This window comes from Streptomyces sp. NPDC043812 (assembly GCF_056436245.1).
Genome location: NZ_JBWKCY010000034.1, coordinates 1 through 17805, shown reverse-complemented (window position 1 = coordinate 17805; position 17805 = coordinate 1). Strand labels below are relative to the sequence as shown.

General features: G+C 68.4%; 16 protein-coding genes and 4 pseudogenes. 9 read left to right on the top strand and 11 right to left on the bottom strand.

The genetic code is table 11. The annotated features are described in order from the left end of the window. The first annotated feature begins 8 nt into the window (after positions 1-8). On the top strand, positions 9-215 hold the full coding sequence (locus AC067Z_RS34000) for a hypothetical protein (protein ID WP_478793501.1): 207 nt from the start codon (positions 9-11) through the stop codon (positions 213-215). Between the two features lie 517 nt (positions 216-732). Beyond that, complete coding sequence (locus AC067Z_RS33995; protein WP_478793500.1) at positions 733-1749, top strand: hypothetical protein; 1017 nt, start codon at positions 733-735, stop codon at positions 1747-1749. Positions 1750-2154: 405 nt separating this feature from the next. Here the strand turns inward: AC067Z_RS33995 and AC067Z_RS33990 are convergent, their stop codons facing one another. From AC067Z_RS33990 to AC067Z_RS33965, 6 genes and pseudogenes are all read right to left on the bottom strand, one after another. Then, on the bottom strand, positions 2155-3600 hold the full coding sequence (locus AC067Z_RS33990; protein ID WP_478793499.1) for a cytochrome P450: 1446 nt from the start codon (positions 3598-3600) through the stop codon (positions 2155-2157). Further along, positions 3597-4220, bottom strand: coding sequence for a GTP-binding protein (locus tag AC067Z_RS33985; protein WP_478793498.1), 624 nt, complete (start codon positions 4218-4220; stop codon positions 3597-3599). Before AC067Z_RS33985 ends, AC067Z_RS33990 begins: the two co-directional genes overlap by 4 nt. Beyond that, complete coding sequence (locus AC067Z_RS33980; protein WP_478793497.1) at positions 4201-4557, bottom strand: DUF742 domain-containing protein; 357 nt, start codon at positions 4555-4557, stop codon at positions 4201-4203. Before AC067Z_RS33980 ends, AC067Z_RS33985 begins: the two co-directional genes overlap by 20 nt. Continuing rightward, complete coding sequence (locus AC067Z_RS33975; protein WP_478793496.1) at positions 4554-4943, bottom strand: roadblock/LC7 domain-containing protein; 390 nt, start codon at positions 4941-4943, stop codon at positions 4554-4556. The genes AC067Z_RS33980 and AC067Z_RS33975 overlap by 4 nt, the downstream gene beginning before the upstream one ends. Before the next feature lie 20 nt (positions 4944-4963). After that, complete coding sequence (locus AC067Z_RS33970; RefSeq protein ID WP_478793495.1) at positions 4964-6460, bottom strand: ATP-binding protein; 1497 nt, start codon at positions 6458-6460, stop codon at positions 4964-4966. A gap of 886 nt (positions 6461-7346) precedes the next feature. Further along, a pseudogene (locus AC067Z_RS33965) lies at positions 7347-7561 on the bottom strand (transposase); the annotation flags it as partial. A gap of 530 nt (positions 7562-8091) precedes the next feature. On the opposite strand from AC067Z_RS33965, the gene AC067Z_RS33960 reads away from it, so the two are divergent. Beyond that, complete coding sequence (locus AC067Z_RS33960; RefSeq protein ID WP_478793494.1) at positions 8092-8985, top strand: SCO2400 family protein; 894 nt, start codon at positions 8092-8094, stop codon at positions 8983-8985. Positions 8986-9017: 32 nt separating this feature from the next. Then, positions 9018-9208, top strand: a pseudogene (locus AC067Z_RS33955) (transposase); the annotation flags it as partial. 36 nt (positions 9209-9244) lie between these two features. On the opposite strand, the gene AC067Z_RS33950 reads toward AC067Z_RS33955, so the two are convergent. The 4 genes and pseudogenes from AC067Z_RS33950 to AC067Z_RS33935 all read right to left on the bottom strand — a co-directional run bounded on the left by AC067Z_RS33950 (position 9245) and on the right by AC067Z_RS33935 (position 13418). After that, entirely contained in the window at positions 9245-10927 is a 1683-nt protein-coding gene (locus AC067Z_RS33950; RefSeq protein WP_478793493.1) for a SpoIIE family protein phosphatase, read from the bottom strand. Positions 10928-11371: 444 nt separating this feature from the next. After that, a pseudogene (locus tag AC067Z_RS33945) lies at positions 11372-11563 on the bottom strand (ATP-binding cassette domain-containing protein); the annotation flags it as partial. 325 nt (positions 11564-11888) lie between these two features. Next, positions 11889-12536, bottom strand: coding sequence for a dihydrofolate reductase family protein (locus AC067Z_RS33940; RefSeq protein WP_478793492.1), 648 nt, complete (start codon positions 12534-12536; stop codon positions 11889-11891). Positions 12537-12854: 318 nt separating this feature from the next. Then, positions 12855-13418 carry an SMI1/KNR4 family protein gene (locus AC067Z_RS33935; protein WP_478793491.1) on the bottom strand — a complete coding sequence of 188 codons (564 nt, stop codon included), beginning with the start codon at positions 13416-13418 and terminating at the stop codon, positions 12855-12857. Between the two features lie 53 nt (positions 13419-13471). Between AC067Z_RS33935 and AC067Z_RS33930 the strand changes: the two are divergent. The 4 genes and pseudogenes from AC067Z_RS33930 to AC067Z_RS33915 form a co-directional block, all read left to right on the top strand. Continuing rightward, positions 13472-13663 (top strand): annotated as a pseudogene (locus tag AC067Z_RS33930) (transposase); the annotation flags it as partial. A gap of 148 nt (positions 13664-13811) precedes the next feature. Beyond that, a complete protein-coding gene (locus tag AC067Z_RS33925; RefSeq protein ID WP_478793490.1) occupies positions 13812-14516 on the top strand; it encodes a VanZ family protein in 705 nt (234 codons plus the stop codon). A gap of 84 nt (positions 14517-14600) precedes the next feature. Beyond that, complete coding sequence (locus AC067Z_RS33920) at positions 14601-15296, top strand: response regulator transcription factor (RefSeq protein WP_478793489.1); 696 nt, start codon at positions 14601-14603, stop codon at positions 15294-15296. Then, complete coding sequence (locus tag AC067Z_RS33915) at positions 15289-16392, top strand: sensor histidine kinase (protein WP_478793488.1); 1104 nt, start codon at positions 15289-15291, stop codon at positions 16390-16392. The genes AC067Z_RS33920 and AC067Z_RS33915 overlap by 8 nt, the downstream gene beginning before the upstream one ends. 159 nt (positions 16393-16551) lie before the next feature. Here the strand turns inward: AC067Z_RS33915 and AC067Z_RS33910 are convergent, their stop codons facing one another. Continuing rightward, positions 16552-16869, bottom strand: a complete 318-nt coding sequence (locus AC067Z_RS33910) for a YciI family protein (protein WP_478793487.1) — start codon at positions 16867-16869, stop codon at positions 16552-16554. Between the two features lie 144 nt (positions 16870-17013). On the opposite strand from AC067Z_RS33910, the gene AC067Z_RS33905 reads away from it, so the two are divergent. Then, on the top strand, positions 17014-17421 hold the full coding sequence (locus AC067Z_RS33905; RefSeq protein ID WP_478793486.1) for a DUF6193 family natural product biosynthesis protein: 408 nt from the start codon (positions 17014-17016) through the stop codon (positions 17419-17421). Positions 17422-17805: the final 384 nt, after the last annotated feature.

Sequence of the window (17805 nt, the reverse complement as noted above, 5' to 3'; positions counted from 1 at the left end):
GAGAAACAATGCCCCAGGAGCTGACGTTCGCGATTCCCTTCCCGTCCCCGATCAAGGGGCACTGCCTGCTCGACGCCTTCATGGACTGCATGGGACCGGCGAACGACATCGCCTCCTGTCAACGCGCGCATGCCCCCGATCCGGTGGCCCGACTGCGCCACGCCGAGCGCCCCAACTTGGGTGCTGAGCCAGTCCGCTGTCGGGCGCAAGGTTGATGTCAGCGTGATGCGCAGGGTTGTGTCAGCGGGAGCGCAAAGTCGGTGTCAGTAGACCGTGGTGGCTCGGAGAGGATCCGCAATGTACAACGACGTTGTCGTGGAGACGGTTGACGATCTCGCCGCGCGTTACCAGGTTCGCCCCGGCGAGGAAGTGCCCGGCGTTGGGCGGTATCGGTGCCGCCGCCTGCCCCGGACACCGCGGTCAGCCGTTCGGCCGTTCGGCCGTCTGCGGTGACATGCGCGCCTCGCGCTCCGCCGCCGGACAGCCAAGGAATCGGTCGCCTCCATGGCCGATCACCTCGGCGTCGGCGCTTCACAAACCAGGTCCTCGCCGCCTATGACGACGCCATGGCCACGACACCCCGTGCAGCACGGAACGACTGCGGTGACCGGGCCGGCGTGGCACAGCCAGGGGTGATGCGGGTGTGAAAGCGCCGGTGAGCGGCCTGGGCGGGCAGGATGTGACGGCACCGGACGGAGCAGCTGATGCTGCTTCCAGATCACGGAGACGAACGTGACAGACGGCAAAGCACCAGAGGAAGTTCCGCAGATCATGCAGAGAACGGCGGAGCTGATGCAGAGCTATTCCGCTCCCGAGCACCATCGTGAAGACTGGACGCTGTTCACCAAAGTGACCCTGGAATGGACGATGCACTGGCTCGCTGGTGCTGACGAGACCGACTGTGTCCGTTACATCGTCTACGGAGCGTCTCACGACCGACCCTGGCTCCTGGAAGATCAGGGCAAGGCAAGCGTGCTCGACTGCGTGGTCTTCGGGGAGACCATCGGCGAAACGATCGGTCGTCTGGCCGGAGGTGACCATGAAGCAGAACGACTGCTTGCCCAGGGCCTGGATAAGGAACTCGCCACTACCCACACCAAGGTAGATTTCGCCGGACAGCTGGACCGCGCCGTCCTCACCGACCCAGCCACGTACTCCGCCTACATCCGGTTCCGTACCGATGACTCCTTCGTCCGCGCCACCCTGCATGCCCTGCTGTGTGCCAATGGCATTCCCAGCAGCTCCTGGGACCGGTCCTACATCGAGAAGGTGGTGGAGGCGTCCATCCTCTTCCACGACCTCTACGGCTTCCAGCGCCATACCTACGAGCGAGAGTGCGCCAACATATTCCTGATCGCCGGGCTCACCAGCTCCGACGCCCATCTCGTGGACCAGGTGTATCTCAAGGCGCTCTCGCTGCAGTACGACACAGCCCGCGACGCGACCGTGCCGCCTCTGATGAAGGCGGTTTGCCTGCAGTACATCGCGGGCTACCCCAGCAGCCACATGCACATGTCCCGCTACGGCATGCGGCAGCTCCTCACCCAGGCCGTCGCCGACAGCGTCACACGAACCTATGCGAGCGTCGGTAGCACCGTCAGTTACAGCTCACACCCTGGTGACGGAACTACTGCACGCCTGAAGCAGGTCAGTGCCCAGGCCTCACATCCTGCGCCGGCAGGCGCCATGCTCATCGAGGGAGCTGACTTTCTCCTGCGCCCACCGCCCACTCGCCAACAATCTGGTTGATCGACCAAGCCCTGCGCGTCTTTGACACCTACCGGGCGTCGGACTCCGCCGCGGTCTCGTACCGGCCTGATGGTGGCTGAGCCGCTGGAAAGACCGGCTCCCGGCTGGGTATGTGCCCGTCGGGCGGAGGATTCTGAACCCTCGCCGGACCCGGGCCGGGGTGAGGCGTTCGGCGGGGCCGGCTTCTCCCGTGGGTGGCGCAGGTCCCGCACCAGGGGCCGGGCGATGCGCAGTGAGTGTGGGCGGCGAGTCCCCGGACTTCGCAGCCCACAGACCGCCGGCATATCCGTCGGGGGCGGGCGGGACGTCACCGTGCAGCGGCCCCAGCTCCGAGGGGCTGCCGACCCACGCTGGCCGGCAGTCCCTCCGGCTGTGGTGCTCTGCTCCGATGCGACGCTGCGGGGCCTACCGCCTCAGCAGGAGACGCCTCAGCCACGCCCGCCACGAGGCGCGGCTTTCGGGTCGGCTCTCCAACTCACTGTCGGGCAGGTGCCGTTGGGGTACCGTCGCCATGCTGCTGCTGGGTGGGGGCGGGGCCGGCAGCGGTGCCGGCAGATCACGGTTTTCCGGAGCACGGGAAGCGAACTTCACGGGCAGTGCCGTCAGATGCCGGATCCAGGTGGAGGAGCGCCAGGTGAGCTCTTCTTCGGCGACGGCCAGGCTGATGTCGGGAAGCCGGGTGAGCAGGATGTCGATGCCGGTGTCGGCGATGACACGGCCGATGTCCTGGCCGGGGCACTCATGGGCGCCGGCGCTGAAGGACAGGTGCGCGCGGTTGTGGTGCACGCGGGCCGACGGATTCGGGCGGACCGCCTGATCGACGTTCCCGGCGGCCAGGCCCAGCAGGAGCATGTCTCCCGACTTGATCTCCTGGCCTCCCAGGGAGGTGTCACCGGTGGCCCAGCGGCCTGGGCACACCATCAGTGGCGGCTCGTCCCAGAGCACTTGCTCCACTGCTTCCGGCAGGGTCATCTGGCCGCCGGCCAACGATCCTCGGAACCGCGGGTCGGTGACCACCATCCGCAGGACGTTGGACATGAGATTGGCGGTCGTCTCGAAGCCTGCGAGCAGGATGAGGCGCAGGTGATGCTGCACCTCCTCGTCCGTGAGGTTGGCGGGATGGGCCATCAGTACGGATGCGATGTCCTGTCCGGGCAGAGCGCGTTTGGCGATGACGAGTTGCTCGAGGGTCTCCAGCACATAGGCGTTGCTTGCGAGCGACGTCTCGGTGCCCTTGAAGAGGTCCCGGGCGGCGTGCACGAGCTTGGGACCGTACTCGTCCGGCATTCCGAGGAGGTGGGTGAGAACGAGCATGGGCAGGTGCTCGGTGAACTGACCGACCAGCTCCGCCTGGCCTCTTTCACAGAATTCATCCACCAGCTGGTGCGCAAAGCGGGTGATGTGGCGGCGGATCCCGCGCTGGTCGAACTGGTTGAGGCCGGCGGTGACCGCGCCGCGCAGGCGCTGGTGCTCCTCGCCGTCCGCAGAGACGCAGTCGGGGCGCCATCCGATCATCGGCATCAGCGGCGAGACGGTGGGGTCGATCTCACCGCTCTTCCAGCCGTGCCAGATGCGGGAATCACGGGAGAACTGGGTGGAGCGGCCGGCCACATCACGGTTCTCGTGGTACCCGAGGACGAGCCAGGCACGTACGTCCCCGTCGAGCAGCACGGGCGCCACCGGACCGTGGGCCGCACGCAACTTCTCGTACAGGCCCATGGGGTCGGTTGCCGCGGCAGCGCCATAGAGCCGGGTCACTGTGTCGGCTCCCGTGGCGGTGTGGGCCGGGCAGCCCGGGGGCGGGGTGAGCCCCGGTTCAGTTGTGGTGCGGTCAGCGGGTGGGACGGTCACATGGACTCCTGGGCGGCGGCGAGGGTGCAGAGGTAGCCCATCAGCGAGAGCAGGGCGTCGCGGCTGGACGACCGGTTGCGTGCGTCACAAGTGATGATCGGCACGGATTCGTTGAGGGCCAGAGCGGTGCGCAGGGCGGGTATCGGGTGTTGCGGGGCTTCGGGGAAGTCGTTGACGGCCACGACGAAGGGGACGCGGCGGTCTTCCAGGCGGGTGATGATCTCGAAACAGACTTCGATCCTTCGGGTGTCGACGAGGACCACGGCGCCGAGCGCGCCTTCGAAAATGCCGTTCCACAGGAACCAGAAGCGTTCCTGACCCGGCGTCCCGAAGAGGTAGAGGATCAGCTCCTCGTTGATGCTGATGCGGCCGAAGTCCAGGGCAACGGTCGTGGTGTTCTTGCCTTCCGCACCGGGATTGTGGTCGATCCCGACGCCGGCCTGAGTCATGGTTTCTTCGGTGGTCAGGGGCGGGATCTCGCTCACCGCCCCGACCATGGTCGTCTTGCCGACCCCGAAACCGCCGACAATCACGACCTTGACTCCCCTGGCGCCGTGCGGCAGCAGCACGTCCGTGCGGCGGGGGCCGGCGGCGGGTGCGTCAGAGCTTACGTAGTCCATGGATCACCGCCTCCAGAAGGCCAAGTTCGGGGACCACAGCGACAGGAACAGGAGCAGTGGCCTCAACCCGCCCGTCATCGACGAGCTTGGAGAGGAGCACCGTGATGACGCTGAACGGCAGACTGAGATACGCGGACAATTCGGCCACCGACAGCGGGTACTGGCACATGCCGAGGATCGCTGCCTGCTCGGGTTGCATGGCGGGTTCGGGTACGGACCTCGATGCGATGAGGGTGACCAGGTTGAAGCCCTTGGCCGAGGAACCCGGGCCACCGGAGATGACATACAGCGGCACGGGATTGCCTTCATCCCATGCGTCCTGGTTCTCTGACGTCACATCGCCTGCCGGACGTCATCACGAGGCGGACTGGTCATGTGCCGGCCGATCCGGACCACCAGCGTACGCATGCGGTCCCCCAGCAGCCCCGCGTCCACTTCCTCATCTGCCAGCACTGCGAGATAGGCCCCGGGTCCGGCCGCCATCAGGGAGAAGTATCCGCCGTCGACTTCGATCCCGACCATGCGCGTCGAGCCGTCTCCGTGCGGGAATTTCTGTGCGATGGCCTTCGCCAGACTCTGCATGCCCGAACAGGCAGCGGCGATCGCGTCAGCGGTGTCGGTCTCCGTGTTCGCTTGACCGATGCACAGACCGTCCGATGACAGCACGACCACATGTCGCACGTACGGGACACTGGCTGCGAGCTCCTTGAGCATCCAGTCCATGTTGGGCAGTGGCGGCACGGTTACTCACCCTCATCTGATGGCTCGCTGGTGGGGACGGAAGGGTCGGTGCTCGGTCTCTTTTCGCCACTGAACGCCTCCCACATCAGGCCCGGCTGCCGGGCTGCGCCCGCCGTTCCGGAGGGGGCGGCCGGAGCAGCGGGGGGATGGGGGGCCGTGCGGACGACCGGTGTAGGGACGGGCGATTCGCGTCGCCGCTGCGGCAGCCCGTTGACGGTCTGTGCGACCTCGACGGAATCTGCTGCGGCATCGCGCGTCATCGTCGGCCTCGGCACGATCGGTGCGCCCGTGTGCTTCGGCGCGAACTGTTGGACTTTCGGGACAGGCTGCTGAACTGTGGTGATCAGGCGCCGCGGCACGAGCACGACGGCCCGTACTCCCCCGTACGCGGAAGTGCGCAGGTCGACGTCGAGGCCGTTCTCGCGGGCCAGCCTGCTGACCACGGGCAGGCCGAGCTGCGTCGCCTCGCCCAGGTCGGCCAGATCGATGCCGGACGACGCGTGAGCCATGACGCGGTCGATGCGCTGGCGGACCTCTTCGGTGAGCCCGACGCCACGGTCCTCGATCTCGATCGCGATACCGGAAGGCACCTCGCTCGCGGTCACCTCGACCGGGGTGTGCGGCGGCGAAAAGGTCGTGGCGTTGTCGAGCAGCTCGGCGAGCAGGTGGATCAGCGGCTCGGCCCCCTGGCCGATCACGGCCACCTCTGTCACCGACTGCAGCTTCACGCGCGGATAGTCCACGATGCGGGACATGGCCCCCCGCACGACGTCGTAGAGCGGGATCGCCTTCGACCATTGACGCCCGGGCCGGGCGTCACCCAGTACCGCGATACTGGCCGCGAGTCGCCCGATCAGGGCGTTGCGATGGTCGATCTCCTGCAGGCCGTGGGAGACCACGACATCCGTGCCGTGAAGGATCTGCATGTCGCGGAGATCCTTGGCGAGTTGATGCACGATCGCCTGGACCCGGCGCGCGATCGCCACCAGTGCCCGCTGAGAGGAGTCCCGCGTGTGCTCCTCGGCCTCCACGGCTTCCAGGAGCTTCCGTACAGCGGCCCGGAGCGCTTCGGCGAACTCGCTGTCGAGATGCTCCCCGAACGTGAGGGACTGCAGGATCTCCGATGCGGGGTCACCCTTTTGCATGCGGGCGACAGCCGCGGGGAGGAGCTCCTCGGCGAGCCACACGGTGGTGGCCCGCTGATCGGACAAGCGCCCGAACAGCGCCTCTTCGCGCTGGGCGTAGTACTGCTGTACGTCGGCACTCGCCCGCGCGTAGCGGGCCTCCTCTGCCGAGCGCGCCCGGCGCGCCGTCCCGGCCGAGGTGATGGCCGTCAGGACGACCGCGACGAGGCCGCACCAGGCAACCGGCGGGCGTATCTGCGCGGGAGCGAAGATCAGCGCTATGCCGCCGGCCCCCGCCAGAACACCAGGGGGGATAAACCACGCTAGAGCCACTGCACGTGGCCGGGCTCTAGAGGTTGAACCTGCACGAACCATCGAGGGGTCCCTAAACAATCTGGAATGAATGGACTGGGAGTGATGCGGTGCACCGACAAAAGCGGTCGGGACTTCGCTCGGCCGAGCACAAATGTTCTGATGGGCGCCCCCGACAGGCCGGTTCGAGATCGCATCGGTGGTCACCCCTCCCTGCAGCCAGGCTCCGTCCGCGCGCAGCACAGCGCACGGTGACTCGCTGTAAGTGCAGCGCAACACGGAAGGGGAGAATAGCCAGTTCGGGATCGTCATGTGACCTCGCTGGAACGAGGGCCTCCGTTGACCGATCTTGGCCCGTAACTGATCGATCGCTGCAATGACAGGCATTGCAGATGCATGGAATCGACCACCCCAGTAACTGCTGATCACGGCTCCCAGCCCCCGCGTTCCCCGGCTGCTTCCGCGGGGACGTACTCGCCGGAGGACCGCCCCGGCCGGCCATGACTGGAAGCCCGAATGCGGACCATCACCGAGTTGCCACCGGACATCGCCAAGTGGTTCGCCGGCAGCGGTGGACCCGCGCGGGCGTCCCCAGCCGCAAGGCCCGTCCCCTCTCGTGTCCCATCCCACAGCAGCCGTGCGCCTTGTCCTGGGTAACAAGTGCGGGGTGCTGCTACGGGGCCTCGCCCGCGGCCTTTGGCCTGTCCGCCCTGCTGCTGGCCTCGCAGGTCGCCTACGACGTCATCCGGCTGGTCGGCGCCGCGGTGCTGGTGTGGTTGGGAGCGCGTGGCCGTGGTCGACTTGATCTGGCACCTACCGTTGGTCTGGCTGGCCGGACGTGTCAAAGGAGTGCTTCAGCGGCAGTCCGTTCGACGCCGGATGAAACAGGTCTCCGGGGCGCTCCTGGTCGGGCTGCGGGTGTGTCTGGCTACCAAGTCTTACTGACCGTTCAGAATGAGGTTCGGAGTCGTCTCAAGCTGATGATGCTGCAAGCGAGTTGGAGCAGGCGGAGGTGTAGGTCGGCTCGTATCTCGTAGCGGATGCGGAGCCGTTTGAACTGGTGGAGCCAGGCGAAGGTGCGCTCGACGACTCAGCGGGTCTTGCCCAGGCCGGAGCCGTGGGCTGTGCCCTGCGGGCGATCTTCGGTGTGATGCCGCGGGAGCGGTCGGCTCCCTCCGACTCCGGGAGAACCCGCGGGTCGGCGACGTGCCGTTGCCGACCCGCGACGTCCTGGCCATCGGCGGAGCGGCCTGGGAGATCCTGGACCAGTCCGCTTACGAACGTGCCCGGCCCGAGACCGCGAATCCCCCGTAGAGCGGGCGGCGCCGCACCCGCGAACAGCCGCAGCGGCCGGTGGGTTCGCGGCCCGTGCTCCGGCCGCCCAGCTGAACACAGCAGGCACGGAAGGCCGTTGGTTCGCTCCGGGTGCCGGGCGGGGGCACTCGCGTGAACAGGTAGGACCGCCGCAGGAGTTACGTATCCCACGTTTCCGCCGCCTGATGAACAGTGACTCGCTGGGCCCCGTTGACCTCCATAACCGGTGACCCATCCCCAGACCGGTGAGTGAGCGAGGTTCGCACATGCCAAGGATCCTTCTGCACGACGCCCGGTGCCGCGCGGCCGCGGGCTGCTGCCGGGCCCGGTCGGCGCACCACGGTTCCTGCCCGCGACTTACGCACTGAACGGTCGACCCCATGGACTACTGCGTCCCCTGCCGCCGCACTCTCAACGGCACCGTGACGTGCCCGGAATGCGGGGCGTACGACTCCGGCATGCAGCCGCCGAGCGATCGGACCGCTGAGGTTCCTGCCGTCGGCACGGCGGCGATGGAGGTCCTCTTCGACGAAGGACCGGGCCCGGTCGAGCCCCCCGGCGTTCCCAGGCACGCCACTCCCCCGGCCGCCGTACCCGCAACACCGCCTCCCCCGGTGACCGTACCCGCGGCCCAGGCGCGGGCAGCGACCGTAGCCGTGCCCGAGCCACGGGCCGCCACCGTAGCCGTACCGCAGCCGCGGGCAGCCGCCGTGCCCCAGGTTCAGCGCCACCGTCCGCCTCGCTGGAAGAAGTACGGCGGCCGGACTCTTGCCGCGGCCACCTTCGCGATACTGGGTGGTCTGGCCACCACATCGTTGCTGCCCGACCACTCCGCCGGTGCCCCTCAGGCGGCGCCGAGCCCGGAGCAGACGTCCCCCGACGAGCCCCAGGGGCAGGTGACCGAGCCGTCGAAAGCCTCACGTTCCCCGGAACGTCCGACCACACGCCCGGCCAGAGGCACCGCCCGGGACCGGAACAAGGGGGTGACTCGCCGTCCTGGTGCGGCGCCCACTCCGTCGGAGCCGCCGGCTTCAAAGGCCCCCACCGCCGACCCCGCTCCACCGCCCGCGAAGGCCACTCCAACTCCCAGCCCCTCCAGTGCTCGCCCCAGCCAGTCGCCCCCGGCGACCATCACCCCTTCCCCGAGTCCTACCGGAAGTGTCAGCGCATCCCCCACGGGCAGCCCCACGCCGAGCACGCCAGGTGCGCCGGTGACCGACGCGCCGGGGGAACGCACGGAGCCGCTGCTAGGCATTGTTTCTTTGATTTTCTGACGTGGGTGGGGTGTTGGGGTCGGCCTGGCTGTATGGGTCACGGGGATCTGACGAATGCGGAGTGGGATCGGCTGGAGTCGGTCTTACCTCGTGGTGGTGCGCGTGGGGGCCGATGGAGTGATCACCGGTGGGTGATCAACGGGGTGTCGTGTCGGGTGCGACGAGTGTGCAGTGGCGGGACCTGCCAGAGCGATTCGGGCCGTGGGAAACGGATGCTGACAGACAGCCGGGCCTGCGAGGTATCCCCCACTGGCGCGGGTCAGGTGGGCGGCCCGTCCTCTGAAGGAACGCGCACGACCAGGAGGGCGACGTCGTCGTCGTTGTCTTCGGGACGCGCTCTTTCCATGAGGAGATCGGTGAAGTCCTCCAGGGGCCGGTGAGCCAGAGAGGCGGCATTCCGGCGCAGCCTCTCCAGGCCGTCGTCGAGAGAACGGCCGGGCGATTCGATCAGGCCGTCGGTGTAGAGAACGAGAGTGGACAGCGGCGGCAGGACGACCGTTGCATCCTCGCGGGGATTGCTGACCTGGGTGCCGAGAAGGAGGCCGTGCCCGTCCGTGAGGTAGCGGCTCTGACCGTCGTACGTGACCAGCAGAGGCGGCGGGTGGCCGGCATTCGTCCAGCGCAGCGTCCACTGCCCCATGGCGTCCGTCTCCAGACGGCCGAGGATCATGGTGGCCATCTCGACCTCGGAGATGCGGGGAACGGCTTCGTCGACATGGCTGACCACGACGCTGGGCGGTTCCTGGTGCGACCAGGCATAGGCCCGCAGGATGTTGCGAAGCTGGGCCATGTCGGCCGCCGCGTCCAGGTCGTGCCCGACGACGTCGCCGATGACCAGGGCGAGGGCATGGTCAGGAAGGTAGAAGGCGTCGTACCAGTCACCGCCGACCTGGGACGCGTGGGGCGCCGGCAGGTAGCGGGCGGCCATCTCGAGGCCCGGTACACGGGGCATCTGGGGCAGCAGGTGACGCTGCATGGTCTCGGCGACCTTGCGCTGGCGCTGGTAGAGACGTGCGTTGTCGAGTGCCAGGCCGGCGCGGCGGGCGATGTCCTCCAGCAGCGGGATGTCGGCGCCGGTGAAGGTTTCTGCGCGGTCGGATCTGCCGAGGGTCAGTGCCCCGAGGACCTCTCGGAGGCCGCGGATGGGCGCGATGACCGCAGAGTGCATGTGCGTGCCGTCGAACAGTCTGCGCTGTTCGACGGCAATGCCGGAGTCGGGCGGGCCGTGGTACGTCTCGGGCGTCGCCAAGGTGGACCCCGCTCCCCGCAGCGCCCGGGACAGCGGTTGGGGAGATGCCTGGGGAACCGGCGGCATGGCTCCCTCCAAGTCCTTGCGGCGCACCAGGCGGCCGCCCTCCTCGTGCGCGACCACGGTGCGCCAGACCTCGTCGTTGTCGCTGATCAGGTCGACGACCGCCCAGTCCGCCAGCAGAGGAACGACCAGCCGAACCAGACGGTCCAGCGCCTCGTCGACATCCAGGGTGGAGGTGAGCTGGGTGGTGGTCTCGGCCAGCAGAGCCAGACGTTCCAGCTCCGACAGCGGCTCCATGCTGAGGGCCGGGCCCTGCAGCGACGGCTCGGCGGAGTCGCGCTCGTGGAAGACCACCAGGGCGCCCACTTCGTCGGCACTGATGCGCAAGGGGGTCGCCAGCCAGGACATCGCCAGCAACGTCCCGTCACCGCGCTCGAAGTAGCCCAGATCCTCCTGCCGGGTGCGTCGGGCGATGAAGGCTTCCATCATCGCGCACTGGCTCCTGGGAATGGTCATCCCATTGCCGTCCCGGTGGAGGAAATCATGCGCATCCCGGCCCAGCAGGTCCTCGGCGTTGCGAGCCAGCAACGCCTCGGCCTCGCTGTTCACCGCGACGACGGCGCCGTCGGCATCCACCGCGTACGCGCCGGCCTTGAGCCCTGCCAGCCAGTTGCCGAGCCCCAGTTGCAAGTCAGCACGATGGTCCCCGTCCCCCGCCCCACCACCACGTTGCGCGACCACTTCCCCGCACCTCCACTCTCGCGCCAGTCCTGCCCGCAGCCTCCGCGGCCCTCCCCGAACCGCGCCCGGTCCATGGGGCGCATCCCTGGGAGCCTGGATCCGCCTGTCGGGCAGTCGGAGGCGAGGAGAATGTACAGGGTCCGCCGGGGCAAGGCCTGCTGGGCCCCTGCAGACGGTCAACTCCAGCCGTGTGTGATCAGCCGGCCGGGCTCGGTCGGCGTGCGGTAGCCCGGAGCGGCCGCCGCGGCACGCAGGACCTCGTCCCGCTCGAGCGGAGGCGTGCAGGTACGGACCGGCCTGCACGCACCCGGCGGTCCTCGGCGGGCAGGGCCCGGCCGGAGAGCGCGAGCGCCATGTGGTCGCCGACGGGCATGTCGACGTCCGCGTTTTCCGGGACAATGGTGGTGCCGTGTTCGCCTGCCTCGGCCAGCAGCGTGCCCATCAGCCGGTGGCGGGCGAGGGGGTCGAGGTCGGCCATCGGCTCGTCCAGCAGCATCACTTCGGCGCGCTTGCCGAGCGCGAGGACGAGCGCGACACGCGCGCGCTGGCCGCCGGAGAGGCCGCGCGGGCGTCGGGGTCAAGGGCGCCTTCCTCCACGACCCGTTCGGCGTCCTGCTGTGGTCGCCGCCCTCATATCCGCGCCCGTAGCCATCACCGCGGCTGCGGCCGCCTTCGCCGCCGGGCGTGTCCAGGGTCGTGGGTCTGGCGCGGCCCAGTCGACGCCAGGCGCCGGCACCACCAACGCGACGCCTGCGCGACCCTGCTGATGGCCCTGCACACGTACTCCAGGGCGACGCATCACAGCGAAGCACGGCGGCCTCTCCGCCCCGGGGCAGGGTGGGCATCTGGGGTGGCCGGCATCCCGGTGCCCGTTCCGCAGCGGCACGGACCCACCAAGCGCGGGGTGGCCTCAGTCGGCGTCGCTTCCGACACCGCGATCGGGTGCGCTCATGTCCCCCGTCGCGGGAGTGCCGTCGGCGAGCCCGTAGCGCAGGTACACGGTGCCCTTCGGGCTCGCTGCCGGGGGTGCGAGAAGCGTGACGTTGCTAGGCACCGCGCCATCGTCGAACACCCTCTTCCCGACACCGAGCACGATCGGATGCAGCCAGAGGTCGAGACGGTCGAAGAGCTTCTCGCGCAGGAGGCTCTGCACGAGGTTCAGGCTCCCGACGACCTTCACGTGCTCGTGCCGGTCACGGATCTCGCGCACCGAGTGGGCGAGGTCCGGGCCGAGCTGCGTGGACCCGGCCCACGAGAGGTCGGGCCTGCCGCGAGAGGCCACGTACTTCGGGACGCTGTTGAAGAGTGTGGCGATCTCGTTGTCCTCGCCACCCTCCTGGTGAGGCCAGTACGCGGCGAAGATGTCGTACGTCCGCCGGCCGAGCAGGAGGGCGTCCGTGCCCTCGTACGCGGCAGCGATCTGCGCCCCGGCGGCCTCGTCCAGCAGGGGCGCCTGCCAGCCGCCGAACGGGAAGCCCACCGGGTCCTCGTCGGGGCCGCCGGGTGCCTGCCCGACGAGGTCGAGGGTCGCGAACAGCTCGATGTGGATGAGGCCCATGGCTTACTCCCGATGAGTAGGTTGTCTCCCTCAAGAGATAGACCTTCGGCTGCCCGCAGGCTCATCGCCGCGACGGAACCGGTTTCACCCAGTCGGGCGGAATAGTCACGAGGACTTCTCCGGCATCACCTTCGAGGACGCCCTGGCGATCGTGCAGCTCGAACGCACTGCGCAGGCCATCGACATCTCTCCACACGCTGAGCGAGGGAGTGCCAGGTCCTGAGCACCGACTTGGCCGGACGGGCCAAATGCGTTGCTCAGTAATGTGTCTGAGCGCCGTACCTGGTCGGACTGGCCGGATACGGCACTCGGACGGCGTCAGCGGTGGGACGTTCCGAGGGTCCGGTCGGCCGTCGCGAAGCGGTGCTCCGTCGGCTTCAGCACGTCGTAGAGGTAGCCGAAGTACTCCGTCTCCGCCGTTCCTGTGAGCACCGCCAGCAAGAAGGCCGAGCACCCCATGTCGTGGTGCTCCCACAGTGGGCCGCGCCCCTCGTTGTAGAGCACGGTCCACTCATCGGGCTGCTGGCCTGGCCTCACCAGCCAGTACAGGAAGGCCCCCGTGCCCTCCTCGAATGCCCACGGCAGGACCCGAGCCCCCGCCTCCAGCAGGCCGGCAGGCTTCGCCTCGAATTCCCACAGGTCGACCAGGATCTCCTCCCGTTCCGTCGTCTGCGCGTGCAGGTCGCAGTCGCTGTAGGCGGAGTCGGGGACGAGTAGCCAGATCGTGTCGTCGAAGATGCCATCGCCATATGTCTCGACGAGCTGCTTGTAGTCAGCGGGCAGAACCGCACCCAGGGCGCGCTCGGCCTGCGCCCAGTCCACAGCGGGTGGCGGATCGGCGGGCGGCGGGCAGAGACGGACGAGGGTATCGAGGGCGATCATGGAACGGACGCTACTCGGCCGGTGCCCGTGGGCGGGTCGCCAGGGCAGAGGCCGTCTGCGAGGGCTTCGAATGCGAGCTGGTGGAATTCAACGGCGAGAACAACCACGTCCACCCGCTCGTGAACTTCCCGCCGAAGGTGGCCCTGTCCAAACTGGTCAACAGCCTCAGCGCGCAACGCGGGTCGGAGCACTTCACAGAATCGCTTCACCACCGGGCTGAAGTCCGCCCGGTGCACTGCGAATAGACCCGGTTGCCGGGGTGGCACGATCACCAGCGGCGGGACCATCTCGCTGCCGGCTTGCGCCAGTTCCTTGAAGCCGGGGATCCGTGTATCGCGGGCGTATCGAAAATCGCATACGCCGCCGCAACGGCCCTCCGTCTCCGATGGGGGCATGAACCACAACGCATTCCTGTCGGCACCACCCCGCCGCGCGCGCAGGATCGTCCTCCTGAGCCTGGCGATCCTCGGCACGGCAAGCGCCGTGTTCGTCGTGCGTGGGCCGCTCATGATGGCCGCTCCGATGTGCATGGCCGGGCGGTGGCACGGCTGCTTCGGAACGTTCAACGGTGTCGTGCTCATGACGTTGGTCGCGCTGCCGTTGGCCGCGCTGGTGGTCTGGGCTCTGGCACGCAGTCGGCGTGCCGCCGGCGTCACATCGGCGTGGCGGATGTCGCTGGCCGAGGTGGGCATGGTCCACGGGACGGTGCCTTTCCTATGGATGACCATGATGCCGGGCGCCGGGGCCGGCACCGTCCCCGCCCGGGTGAGCCTGGTACCGCTGCGGGACCTGGTCACGATGGGGCCGCTCGGGATCGTCGGCAACCTGCTGGTCTTCGCGGCCCTGGGGTTCTTCGCCCCGATGCGGTTCGCGGCGCTGGCGTCCGTGCTGCGGATCCTGGCGCTCGGGGCGGGCTGCTCGGTCCTGGTCGAAACCGCACAGTACGTCCTGCGGCTGGACCGGGTGTCCTCCGTGGACGACGTACTGGTCAACGCCGCCGGCCCCGTGCTGGCCGCGCTGGCGTCGCGCCGCTGGTGGCGCACTGCGGCGGAAGCGCCGTCTGACCAACTTCGCCCCGCGCCGGCACCGGCAGGCTGAGTCGCGTGTCCGGTGTGCACACGTCCTTGCATACGTCGGTCGTTGCATACGTCGGCGATATGTTGTGCTGCTTAGGCTTCAGACATGCGCGTACTGATCGTGGAGGACGAGCCCTACCTGGCCGAAGCCGTCCGTGACGGCCTGCGGCTGGAGGCGATCGCCGCCGACATCGCCGGCGACGGTGACTCCGCCCTGGAGCTGCTCAGCGTCAACTCCTACGACCTCGCGGTCCTCGACCGCGACATCCCCGGCCCCTCCGGCGACGAGGTCGCCCGGCGCATCGTCGCCTCCGGCAGCGGCATCCCGATCCTCATGCTCACCGCTGCCGACCGGATCGACGACAAGGCTTCCGGATTCGAGCTCGGCGCCGACGACTACCTCACCAAACCGTTCGAGCTGCGGGAGCTCGTCCTGCGGCTGAGGGCGCTCGACCGCAGACGCGCGTATGCCCGGCCCCCGGTCCGCGAGATCGCGGGCCTGCGGCTCGACCCCTTCCGCCGGGAGGTCTTCCGCGACGGACGCTACGTCGCGCTCACCCGCAAACAGTTCGCCGTGCTGGAAGTCCTCGTCGCCGCCGAGGGCGGGGTCGTCAGCGCCGAAGGGCTGCTCGAACGGGCCTGGGACGAGAACGCCGACCCTCTCACCAACGCCGTGCGCATCACCGTCTCCGCACTGCGCAAACGGCTCGGCGAACCTTGGATCATCGCCACTGTGCCCGGTGTCGGATACCGCATCGACACAGCACCCGGCACCGGACGTGCGGGAGGAGACCATGGATAGGGCGCCTGGATTGAGTGTTCGCTTCAAGCTCACCCTCAGCTACGCCGGATTCCTCATGGTTGCCAGCGCCCTGCTGCTCGCGGCGGTGTGGGTCTTCCTCCTGCGTTACGTCCCCGAGCGTGCGCTCATCGTCCCCGGATCCACTGGCACCCCCACCAATGGTGTCTTTCCCATCCGGTCCAACCTCCTGCACGTGTTTGCTCCGAGGGCAGCTGCAGTGTTGGCATTCCTGCTCGTGTCCGGCCTCCTGGGGGGATGGATCCTCGCCGGCCGGATGCTCGCACCACTCACGCAGATCACGGATGCGGCACGGATGGCCGGGAGCGGGTCGCTGTCCCACCGGATCCACATGAAGGGCCGCCAGGACGAATTCCGTGAACTCTCCGACGCGTTCGACTCGATGCTCGAACAACTCGAGTCCCACGTCGCCGAGCAGCAGCGGTTCGCCGCGAACGCCTCCCACGAACTGCGCACCCCGCTGGCGATCTCGCGGACGCTCCTCGACGTCGCCCGCAAGGACCCCACGCGGGTCCGGGGCGAACTCATCGAACGCCTGCACACTGTCAATACGCGGGCGATCGACCTCACCGAGGCTCTCCTGTTGCTCAGCCGCGGCGACCGCGGAAACTTCACCCGCGAGAGCGTCGACCTCTCCCTCATCGCCGAAGAAGCCGCCGAAACGCTGCTTCCCCTCGCCGAGCAGCGCCGGATCACGCTCGACGTCACCGGCGGGGCGGCCCGGACCAGCGGTTCCGCGGAGCTCCTGCTGCGGATGGTGACGAACCTCGTCCAGAACGCCATCGTCCACAACCTCCCCGCCGGCGGCACCGTGACGGTCAACACCGAGCCGCACGGCGACACGAGCGTGCTGCGGGTCGAGAACACGGGCCGTCGGGTTCCACCAGAACTGGTACCGACCCTGACCGAACCTTTCCAGCGCGGAACGGAACGCGTACGCACCGACGAGCACGCCGGCGTAGGCCTCGGCCTGGCCATCGTGCACAGCATCGTCCGCGCCCACGACGGGACCCTCGACCTCGTCCCCTGCCCCGCCGGCGGTCTCCTCGTCACGGTCCGGCTTCCCGGCACGCTGTAGGCATCGTCCCCGAGCGGGGCCCACTGGATCGCGTCAGAGCGATCGACCGGCTTTCCTGAACTTCGGAAGCGGGCGTGCGGTACGGGGTCAACGGTGCCGACGGCAGCTCCGAGGCGCGGCGCTCCCGTTCGAACCGCTCCGGTACGACGGTGGTTGGGCTCAGGCGGATTCGAGGAGCGGGCGGATCTCGATCGTCTCCGGAGAAGGCAGGGCCTTGGCCAGTTCGACGGCCTCCGCACGGTCGGCCACCTCAAGTACGAACCCGCCGCCGAGGGTCTCCTCGCCGGTGTGCGCGGGCCCGTCGGTCACTGATGACGCCCCGTCGGTCGTCTTGCGCACGGTCGCCGGGCTGTTGTGCTCGGTTTCCAGGGCGTCGCCGCCGACCAGCTTTCCGTCCGCCGCTAGCGTGCCGATCCAGGTCTGGTAGTCCGCGCGGTAGGTGTCCCGCTCGGCCTGGATCCGGCGGCGTGACTCCACCCTCCGCCGGCCAGTCGCGGCCCGGGGTATGAGTGGAGCGAGTAAATCCCCTCCTGGTCGGTGAGTTCAAATCTGCACATCTGACCATGATCCGCCAGCAGATGATCTTTGATGACGGGGCCGCAGGACCTGCACAATCACGGCATGACCAACACTGTCGAAGCAGCCTGGCACAAGATCCTGACCACTGTCGGTGAACCTCGCCGGCCGGAAGGATCACCGCTTCTGGAACCGTTTGCCGAGCTGGTTCGGGTGGCGCATGCCGAGCCGTTGCTTCGTCAGCTCTACCCCTGGACCGGTATGTGGGAACTGCACTTCAGCAGGTGCACGGAGAACCACCACACCTGGGACCTCCCCTACATCGGCACATTGAGAGACGGCCGGTACTACGTCGAAGGACCGAGCCGGAGCAGCCCGCAGATAGCCGAGACGGACAGCGCACAGGCCGCGGTAGGGATGGTCATCAATCGCCTGCCACCACACTGCGGCCCGGCATTCATCGGCAATGCGGAGGAACTGGCCGCTTACGAGAAGGCACGAGAGAGCAGGTAAGGCGGCCCATCGACTTCGCGGAATCAGAGACCGGCTCCATAAGCGGCGTTGAAGACGGGCCTAGTTGGCCGGGTTCGCACAGAAGGTGCCCGGGGTCGACCTCCGGCACGCCATGACGTCTACCGATCCAGCGGAGGCGGGGCCTCGGCCGGGCCGCGAGCGCGTGGAGAGGGAAATAGCGCGTGGAGAGGGAAATACAGATGCCGGCTCCCGGCATGCGCAGGCAGGATCTCGGTATGTCGACCGACGTCAGCGGAATGATCGAATGCCGGCCGGGGGCCAGGCTGAAGGCGATGGGCACGGTGACGCCCACGTCGATGCCGACGTCCGGCCCCTGGTGGGGCTCAGGTTTGGCCTCCAAGGTCTGGACACGGAAGGCGATGT

What these genes read in the sequence shown, in the direction of transcription:
- AC067Z_RS34000 (WP_478793501.1), top strand. Translation starts at nt 9, where the DNA reads ATGCCCCAGGAGCTGACGTTCGCGATTCCCTTCCCGTCCCCGATCAAG.
- AC067Z_RS33975 (WP_478793496.1), bottom strand. Translation starts at nt 4,943, where the DNA reads ATGGACTGGATGCTCAAGGAGCTCGCAGCCAGTGTCCCGTACGTGCGA.
- AC067Z_RS33920 (WP_478793489.1), top strand. Translation starts at nt 14,601, where the DNA reads ATGCGCGTACTGATCGTGGAGGACGAGCCCTACCTGGCCGAAGCCGTC.
- AC067Z_RS33985 (WP_478793498.1), bottom strand. Translation starts at nt 4,220, where the DNA reads ATGGACTACGTAAGCTCTGACGCACCCGCCGCCGGCCCCCGCCGCACG.
- AC067Z_RS33940 (WP_478793492.1), bottom strand. Translation starts at nt 12,536, where the DNA reads ATGGGCCTCATCCACATCGAGCTGTTCGCGACCCTCGACCTCGTCGGG.
- AC067Z_RS33935 (WP_478793491.1), bottom strand. Translation starts at nt 13,418, where the DNA reads ATGATCGCCCTCGATACCCTCGTCCGTCTCTGCCCGCCGCCCGCCGAT.
- AC067Z_RS33970 (WP_478793495.1), bottom strand. Translation starts at nt 6,460, where the DNA reads ATGGTTCGTGCAGGTTCAACCTCTAGAGCCCGGCCACGTGCAGTGGCT.
- AC067Z_RS33925 (WP_478793490.1), top strand. Translation starts at nt 13,812, where the DNA reads ATGAACCACAACGCATTCCTGTCGGCACCACCCCGCCGCGCGCGCAGG.
- AC067Z_RS33905 (WP_478793486.1), top strand. Translation starts at nt 17,014, where the DNA reads ATGACCAACACTGTCGAAGCAGCCTGGCACAAGATCCTGACCACTGTC.
- AC067Z_RS33915 (WP_478793488.1), top strand. Translation starts at nt 15,289, where the DNA reads ATGGATAGGGCGCCTGGATTGAGTGTTCGCTTCAAGCTCACCCTCAGC.
- AC067Z_RS33960 (WP_478793494.1), top strand. Translation starts at nt 8,092, where the DNA reads ATGGACTACTGCGTCCCCTGCCGCCGCACTCTCAACGGCACCGTGACG.